The sequence below is a fragment of the Bacillus sp. OTU530 genome, assembly GCF_038440375.1.
In genome coordinates this window covers 1-8,234 of sequence record NZ_JASATP010000096.1, presented here as the reverse complement: position 1 = coordinate 8,234, position 8,234 = coordinate 1, and the positions used below count along the sequence as shown (strand labels likewise).

The following is an 8,234-nucleotide window of genomic DNA, read 5'->3' as shown; positions in this document are numbered from 1 at the left end:
TGGCGGTACCCCTAGTAGAGCAAGGTCATCGCTTTATCAAGAAGCGTGTCCGTTCTATGCTAGGATTGAAAACGTTTCTAACAGCCAAACAGATCCTCTGCGGAGTGGAAGTGATGCATATGCTGAAAAAAGGACAACTCCAACAAGGGGTGAAGTCTGTCCAGAGTGAGATTGAATTCATACATAAATTATTTGGAGTAGTATCATAATTCACAGTTGCAAAGGATATTAAGATTCTATACTTCTAAAAAAATCATATTTGCACCAGAACCCTCGATAACGATGTGGGAAACTAAGACATCAATGATGTAGTCAGTATTTTCAGAAAAAAACAAGTCTAGAGTTTCCTTTTTTATAGAAAGCTCGAGCATTCAACCCACTGATAAAGGGAAACCCAAAGGGCATACTAAGATTACATTTAAAGTGGGAGGATATAAATTTGAGTACAAAAGAAAATGCATTATCTATCTTCGCCTTAGGCGGCTTGAATGAAATCGGGAAAAATATGTATGCAATCGAATATTCAAACGATATCGTGATTATCGACTGTGGCAATAAGTTTCCAGATGAAAGTTTATTAGGGATTGATTTGATTATTCCTGATATAGCTTACTTAGTAGAAAATAAAGATAAAGTCAGGGCTTTAATTGTCACACATGGACATGAAGATCATATCGGGGGGATCCCGTTCTTCTTAAAAAAATTGAATGTGCCCGTTTATGCCACACGCTTCACACTAGGATTAATTGAAATTAAATTAAAAGAACATAAACTTCTAAGAGAAAGCGAACTTGTTGAAATCAACTCAAACTCAAACTTGAAAATCGGAGAAATGAGCGTAAGCTTTTTCAAAGTGACCCATAGTATTCCTGATTGCTTGGGAATGGTCTTTCACACACCAGAGGGTAATATTGTACATACGGGGGACTTCAAGTTTGATTTAACCCCTGCGAATAATGAGCATTCGGATATTCATAAAATGGCTGAAATCGGAAAAGAAGGGGTCTTGCTTCTATTGTCTGAGAGTACCAATGCAGAACGTCCTGGATTGACCCCATCGGAACAAATGGTAGGTGAACATGTGGAAGCAACTTTCATGAAAGCCGAACGCAAAGTTATTTTTTCTACCTTTGCTTCAAATATTAGTCGCGTTCAGCAAATCGTGAATGCAGCGCAAAAAACAAATCGAAAACTTGCGTTGCTTGGACGAAGTATGGTTAAGGTCGTAGCGCTTGCTATGGAACGTGGTTATTTAACAGTTCCTGATGGAATGTTAATTGACCCACATGAAATCAATGAAATGGCTCCTGAAAAGGTGGCTATTTTATGCACGGGAAGTCAAGGAGAACCATTGGCTGCTCTTGCCCGCCTGTCCACTGGAAACTTTCGCGGTGTCGACATTTTACCTGAAGATACGGTTATCTTGGCAGCAGGTCCAATACCCGGGAATGAACGAAATGTCACGAGTATCGTAGACAACTTATTTTCACTTGGAGCCAAAGTGATTTATGGATCAGGAAGTACATCCGGAATGCATGTTTCCGGCCATGGTTATCAAGAAGATTTAAAACTAATGCTTACATTAATGAAACCAAAATATTTTATTCCCATTCACGGTGAATTTAGAATGCTACACCATCACCGTTTGTTAGCTGAATCCGTTGGAGTAAAGCAAGGAAACACGTTTATCATCAATAATGGAGATGTCGTCGATATTGAACATACCATTGCCCGTCAGACCCGGAAAATACCGGTTGGGAATACCTACGTAGACGGGGGGGATGTCGGTAATGTTGGGGAATTTGTGTTACGAGACCGCAAACAGCTTTCAGAGGATGGAATGCTAATGATTGTTTTAACTATGAGCAAAGCGGAAGGAAAACTGATTTCTGAACCCGATACCATTTCTCGTGGATTTGTGGATAGAGATTTCTCGGAACTCCGAAGAGACGTTAATCGACTTACTATAAAAACTGTTAACGAGCTACAAGAAGCAAATAGAAACCAATGGAATGTAATGAAAAAACAAATAAAAAAATCAATACGACAATATGTATATACACATACTAAAAAAAAGCCAATGATCGTTCCTATACTTATTGAAATTTAATAGGGGGGAAGTTCTTAAAAAATGAATTAATTGATCTTCAACAATCGGGCGCAATTCTGTAGCAAGAATTGTGCTCGTTCTTTATGTATTGGGCCAGATTGTGGAGGAAACAGAAAGAGTAAGAATACTGATAAAAAGATCATTATTTGTGAAGTGTTTCACTTAAACTAACGTGGCAGATTAGTTTAAGTTTTGTCACAATTTTTTTCTAGGTTTTTCTTAAAAATGAACGGTTCTTTTTTAATGTGAAATCGTTCTTTTAAAAAGCCTCTTAAATTTCTCCCTATCTTCTGATGTAAATGGTTTTGGCCCCTTTGTACGCTTTCCGCTTTTTCGAGCCATTGCACTCAGATAACGTGTTTGTAATAATTGGTCAATGTTTTCATTTGTATAGCTAGACCCATTATGGTGAAGTACCGCACACCCTTTTGCTAAACCTAGCGAAGCAAGACCATAATCTTGCGTAACGATTATATCTCTTTTTTCTGCTAACTTCATAATCCGATAATCCGCAGCATCTGCTCCAGAATCAACATAAATGGTTTCCACTCCTGATGGTTGTTCCGCATTAGAAAAATGAGAAAAGCTAGTTACAAGGATAACAGGAATTTCAGCATTCGTACCTTCAGAGATAATGATATCTTTTACCGGACAAGCATCTGCATCAACATAAATTTTCATCGTAACCTCTCCCTGTAAATAAGTTTGAGTTGATGGTAGTGGAAAATTTAACCTTTGTCAAACGATAAAGATGGTTTACCTAAAATCATTAAAAAACAGTTGTTCTATTAAAAGGCGCTTTAATGGAGTAAGAGAAATAAAAATGGACTGAACAGTTTTACCGTTCAGTCCATTTTTATTTCGTTAGGGTTTTACCCTATTGAGAGGGCTGGGACTTATTGATTTTAAAAGCTTTGAAGTATCTCAAATACACTTATCAAAACTGTTTATGATATTTACTCCCATAGTGGCCCCTCAATCTACGAATCGTTTCCGTACCCCCTATAAAAAAAGACCTTCCTAATTGCGTAAGGGGTTTTCGTCGTTTGTTCTTCCGAAAGAAAGTACAAAATAGAATGTACATGGCGTATGCCTTTGCGCTTTCCTGTGCGACATATTATTCCTGTTCATCTTTAGTAGCCGCTATTTCTTGGTTAGCTGGATCTTCTGGTTTAGCTATTAGTTCTTTTTCTCGATTTATTATTTCATCTCTCACAGCTTGCGCTTCCTGCCTAGCTTCATTTAGAAGCCCCTCTACTCTGCGTAGCTCTTTCTTATTTTCATAAAATTCACTATAAATATTACTCTTTATGATACTGCGGTTTCTAGTAGCAATTGCAACAATGGCAAGTCCTAATGCTGCAAAGCTTGTAAAGTCGCTTATCTTATTTAAGACTTCAGGACTTGCATTTTCTACAGAATTTAGGTTAGGTAAAACAATAATACCTAAAATGGCTGTTAAATAGCACGCATTTATTAGGGCCGTAAAGAACTCATTATGCCACTTATGCCAAGACTTTTCTTCCTTATTGATAAGCCCCATTTCGAAAAAATCTGTTAAAGTAAAACAAATACCAGCTATCGAAACTCCTGTTACAAAAATAGGAGGAACAATTACTATTCCCCAAAATCTACAGATAGCAAGGATAATAAGACCTATACCAAAACTAACTGTAAGCAACTCTACTCTATGTAAAGCTTTCATTTTCTCCGCCCCTTCCTTGCGTTATTTATCTTGTTTTCTTCTGAAAGATTGCGCTAAAGAGAAAAAGGCAGGATGGCTCTATTTATCTTCCTTCCTACCTTTCTGTTACTGCAGCGAAAGACTAGCTAATGCTACAATCACGTTAATCCACGTCTCAGGACGGTTCTGGTGCAAACACTTGGGAGAGATATAAAGAGACGAGACATTTCTTAGCGGGACTATTTTATGCTAGGAAGCCGAATAGTTGATGAACGAGGTTCACTTGGCTTCGGACAGATTTCTCCCCTTGGAGAGTTTGTCCTTTTTTGATCATATGCATAGCTTCTATTCCCGCAATAATCCGTTTGGCAGTTCGGAAGGATTTTAAGCCAAGCATCGGGCGAATACGCTTTTTAATAAAGCGATGATCCTGTTCCACGATATTGTTAAGATATTTAACTTGCCTGATTTGTATGCCTTTTGGCACACTTTTCCCTTCCTTTAACTCTTGAATTGCTACAGGATAGGCGGGATTTTTGTCTACTGTTATGATAAGAGGTTTACAAATAGTTTTTGCACCAGAACCTGAAAAACTAGCATAACATTACCTTAGCATAGAGGATTGGGGATTTCATTGAAAGAATGGATAACATTTATGCTAATTCTATTAAGATTCTTACATGGTAGATGATGATGTTACAAGATTTACAGCAACCTTAAAAACACTTAAAATATTGTTGCGTATTTTTGTTACATAACTTATGCGAGATTACTAGCTGAAAAAATTGAAGAGGATTCTCGTAACAAAAACGTTCGTTTTTGTTACGGTAATTGCATAAAAAAGTCTACTTTATAAAAAGTAACGATAAACTTTTGATATTAACTGTTTTATGATAATAAAGTTAAAAACTCCAGTTATTCTATTCCACAATCGGACCATATTCTTGAATAACTAATTGTGGAAATCTGCTTAACTTGGGGTCCTGACGCATGCCTATCAAGCCAAGAAAACAGGTCACCCTCAAAATGATAAAATGTGATCTTCTTTGTTATAAGAAGGTCTAAAATTTCATTCTGGAGGTGCTGTAAAAGTTTAACTTGATGGTTATAGAAGGATTTACTTACTTTACCTTGATGGCGATGTGGCGGTACCTCTTATAAAAAAACTGACCTCTTATAAAGGTCAGCCAATAAAATCCATTTCACTATTAATACCAAATGGTTTCTGCATAATTATAAGCATCACTATTTGGAATCGCATGCTTTCCTTGGGCTTGTGCCTTACGCGGGTCTAAATCATATACCATAGGTGTGTAACATGATGTTTGCCCTTTATTGACTACGCCATTCCCACCTAGGCTATTACAAGTATATGCCTTACCATCGGTATTCCGCACGATTCTAGCATCTGCTTCATAGTTATACACTGCCGGACGAGTAATAGTGACTTTCGCCCAAGCGGTTTTACACTTTGTACTAAACTTTAACTCTACATATGAAGTGGCATCGATCCATTTTTTCGCTTTGGTTACGGCAGAGCTTGCGCAACTGTCATAGTAGGGGCTTTTTCCATCATACGAATTACTTTCTGCAAAAACCTGGCTACTCGGGAAGTTAACAGTCCCCAACATGAAACAAAAGGCTATAAAAGTTAAAAAGGTATATGATATAACTTGTTTTAGAGCTTTCATAAAATCTCACTCTCCCCAAATAAGATTCCTAGAGGATACCAGTTTATTGCAAATGAATTTCTAGTAGCGGGCAGTCTTTCCGTATCCAGATTTAACGGTAACCCCTTCAGCATCAGCCGTATACCCCCAGGTCGGAATTTCATCAAATACCATTCCTGTATAGGTACTCGTTTGTCCTGTTTTAATCGCTCCATTGCCGCTATTAGAGTCTACTGATTTTTGGAATACTCCATTTTTGTATTTATTAACAATAGCATAAGCATATACTCCTCCAGATACAGAGGGTGCAGGACTATTCAATACAAGTTTAGCCCATGCTGCATGGCATTTATTACTATATCTAAGATAAACAGTCCCCACTCTTTTCCCATTTTCATAAACTCCAGCAGATTTTGCATTAAAGGCATCAGAATCACAAGTAGTACTTCCTCCATAGACCTTGGTTGTTGTCGAATTTTTCCCATCATAATAACTACTTAAATCGGAGATAGCAAATGTGGTCCCTTGAAAACCAAACCAAACTACAATACTAGCTATAGCAAAAATACATACTTTTAGTGGATTACGAACTTTATCCAACATTGATTTTCCTCCCTATCTAATATTGTTTTTAGACATCCAAGTTGATCATTCTCAAGCAACACTAATAAAAACAAACGTCCTTTCAAATTGTTGCTGAAAGGGCGTTTTATATTGTATTTATTTAATAGGATCCAGTTTTCCCATAAGAATATGGACCACCTGAATAAGAACGAAGCCAACCTGCTGCATATGCTGTATATCCGTATCCAGGAGTATAATCATAAACCATTGGAGTATAAGTAACAGTTTGGCCAGCATCAATAGCACCAATTCCACCACTATCATAACTATTAAACCAAACACCATCGCTACGATAAATGCCAGCGAAACCAGAATCATTAAAAGGTGCTTTAGAGTAGCGAGTTAGTTTAGCCCAAGCCGTTTTACATACGGTGCTATACTTAAGCTCAACATAACCTAAATTAGAGATTTGTTTGTACCCTTTTCGAACAGCACTACTTGCACAAGTTCCGGATCCACCATACACCGCAGTATAAGGGCTTTTACCAGTGTAGTAGAGATTTGGATTAAACGCAGCTTCCGTTTTTGAAGTAAAGATAAAAAACAAAGAAAAAGCAAGAGGGAACACGAAAAGAGCAGAAAATAACTTTTTAATCACAATAAGTCACCTTCTTTAATTAGAATTAATAACCATTGTTATTTTTGTTTGATACAACACTTATAAAAACCGGATATATTAATATATATCTATCTAGCAGGGGTGAGGTAAGAATTACTTCTTTTTTTGATCCATTCACGAAAAACAATAGTGATTTGAGCTATTAATGAAGTTCTACGTCACTTTTTCTTTTCGTTAACTGATGGATTTACGGGATCTTTTATACTGATCTCACCAAAAAATGACGTATAAGACATCTTCTATGTCATTTTTACCCTTGCGGCTCCAAAAGTAACGAATTCTTGCCGTACCCGTAAGATGGTACGAATGCTTTTGTCATGGGTGCCACATTAAACAGACCAAAGATAAGCAAAAACAAAATCCTTACATGTAATATCTTTTTCACAACAATCCTCCTTTCTTTCACTTTTCTAAAATGGTTCATTTTACCATTTTAGACATTCGACCACATTCTACCATATAGAAATATAAAATTTCGATAGAAAACAAAAAACTGGAATATTAACATAATCATCTTTCCGTTTAATTAAAAAATATTTTATAAAGGGATTCTGACTGACGTCGGTCCCCCTTTAAGACAAATAGAAACACCCCCTCTAAGCCGTTGGAAGCAAAGGAGTTCACGAAAAAACATGCAGGATTTTATGCAAAAAGTAGGGAGGCTTGTCAAAGAATCGGGAGGCCAAAACTCGTGCCGCTTGGGCATTGCATAAAATCCTGCATATGTAATAAATTCGGAGATTGTGAGAAACCCAGTGTTGGCGCGGATGCCCTGGGCATGGCTACTTCCGATAATGATGTGTTATGTAAACTTGACATGTATGGAATATACATCCAAATTGTTCATAACAACTGATTGTTTCAAATGGTACAATTAGGAAAAAGGGGGAGATTTTTTGAGTCAGGATAAGGACAAAGAACAGAAAAAAAGTGCCATTGAAACAGATGATTTTGCTAATCGTACTTTTTTCGGTGTTCCAACTATTGGTGGTGGCATTATAGCAGGAATTCTTATCTTATACATTTTGTATGATATTTTCTTCAAGTAGTCCCTCTCCAGAACGTGAGGGGTTTGCTATTGAATTTATGGAAGGGAGGCTGTTATGAGGGTTCTGGTGCAAACACTTGGGAGAGATATAAAGAGACGAGAAATTTCCTAGTGGGACTATTTTATGCTGGGAAGCCGAATAGTTGATGAACGAGGTTCACTTGGCTTCGGACAGATTTCTCCCCTTGGAGAGTTTGTCCTTTTTTGATCATATGCATAGCTTCTATTCCCGCAATAATCCGTTTGGCAGTTCGGAAGGACTTTAAACCAAGCATCGGACGAATACGCTTTTTAATAAAGCGATGATCCTGTTCCACGATATTGTTAAGATATTTAACTTGCCTGATTTGTATGCCTTTTGGCACACTTTTCTCTTCCTTTAACTCTTGAATCGCTACAGGATAGGCTGGGTTTTTATCCACTGTTATGACGCGAGGTTTACAAACATGAGAAGCAGCCAAGGCTTTCTTGAAAAAGCA

Annotated in this window: 10 protein-coding genes and 1 pseudogene; 3 read left to right on the top strand and 8 right to left on the bottom strand. The window is 37.3% G+C overall.

Annotated features, from left to right (window positions below; translation table 11 throughout):
- A partial coding sequence (locus AAHB12_RS30610; RefSeq protein ID WP_342048860.1) for a DDE-type integrase/transposase/recombinase occupies positions 1-209 on the top strand: 209 nt, incomplete at its 5' end.
- Positions 210-439: 230 nt separating this feature from the next.
- Positions 440-2,110, top strand: a complete 1,671-nt coding sequence (locus tag AAHB12_RS30605; protein WP_342048859.1) for a ribonuclease J — start codon at positions 440-442, stop codon at positions 2,108-2,110.
- A gap of 240 nt (positions 2,111-2,350) precedes the next feature.
- Here AAHB12_RS30605 and AAHB12_RS30600 read toward each other — a convergent pair whose 3' ends face one another.
- From AAHB12_RS30600 to AAHB12_RS30570, 7 genes and pseudogenes are all read right to left on the bottom strand, one after another.
- Entirely contained in the window at positions 2,351-2,791 is a 441-nt protein-coding gene (locus AAHB12_RS30600) for a YaiI/YqxD family protein (RefSeq protein ID WP_342048858.1), read from the bottom strand.
- A gap of 436 nt (positions 2,792-3,227) precedes the next feature.
- The gene (locus AAHB12_RS30595) at positions 3,228-3,815 is read right to left on the bottom strand and encodes a hypothetical protein (protein WP_342048857.1); all 588 of its coding nucleotides are present in this window, start codon (positions 3,813-3,815) and stop codon (positions 3,228-3,230) included.
- A gap of 223 nt (positions 3,816-4,038) precedes the next feature.
- Positions 4,039-4,362, bottom strand: a pseudogene (locus AAHB12_RS30590) (DDE-type integrase/transposase/recombinase); the annotation flags it as partial.
- Positions 4,363-5,002: 640 nt separating this feature from the next.
- Complete coding sequence (locus AAHB12_RS30585; RefSeq protein WP_446715641.1) at positions 5,003-5,425, bottom strand: DUF2690 domain-containing protein; 423 nt, start codon at positions 5,423-5,425, stop codon at positions 5,003-5,005.
- A 120-nt stretch (positions 5,426-5,545) separates the two neighbouring features.
- Positions 5,546-6,067, bottom strand: a complete 522-nt coding sequence (locus tag AAHB12_RS30580; RefSeq protein WP_342048853.1) for a DUF2690 domain-containing protein — start codon at positions 6,065-6,067, stop codon at positions 5,546-5,548.
- Between the two features lie 121 nt (positions 6,068-6,188).
- Positions 6,189-6,686 (bottom strand): DUF2690 domain-containing protein, encoded by a 498-nt coding sequence (locus tag AAHB12_RS30575; RefSeq protein WP_342048851.1) that lies wholly within the window; start codon positions 6,684-6,686, stop codon positions 6,189-6,191.
- Positions 6,687-6,957: 271 nt separating this feature from the next.
- Positions 6,958-7,092: a hypothetical protein gene (locus tag AAHB12_RS30570; RefSeq protein ID WP_342048849.1), complete on the bottom strand. Its 135-nt coding sequence runs from the start codon at positions 7,090-7,092 to the stop codon at positions 6,958-6,960.
- Positions 7,093-7,603: 511 nt separating this feature from the next.
- Between AAHB12_RS30570 and AAHB12_RS30565 the strand changes: the two genes are divergently transcribed.
- The gene (locus AAHB12_RS30565) at positions 7,604-7,756 is read left to right on the top strand and encodes a hypothetical protein (RefSeq protein ID WP_342048848.1); all 153 of its coding nucleotides are present in this window, start codon (positions 7,604-7,606) and stop codon (positions 7,754-7,756) included.
- 121 nt (positions 7,757-7,877) lie between these two features.
- Here AAHB12_RS30565 and AAHB12_RS30560 read toward each other — a convergent pair.
- Positions 7,878-8,234, bottom strand: a 357-nt coding sequence (locus AAHB12_RS30560; RefSeq protein WP_342048845.1) for a DDE-type integrase/transposase/recombinase, incomplete at its 5' end; no start/stop codon positions are given.

Coding starts and splice junctions, on each gene's coding strand:
- AAHB12_RS30600 (WP_342048858.1), bottom strand. CDS start 2,791: ATGAAAATTTATGTTGATGCAGATGCTTGTCCGGTAAAAGATATCATT.
- AAHB12_RS30595 (WP_342048857.1), bottom strand. CDS start 3,815: ATGAAAGCTTTACATAGAGTAGAGTTGCTTACAGTTAGTTTTGGTATA.
- AAHB12_RS30585 (WP_446715641.1), bottom strand. CDS start 5,425: ATGTTGGGGACTGTTAACTTCCCGAGTAGCCAGGTTTTTGCAGAAAGT.
- AAHB12_RS30580 (WP_342048853.1), bottom strand. CDS start 6,067: ATGTTGGATAAAGTTCGTAATCCACTAAAAGTATGTATTTTTGCTATA.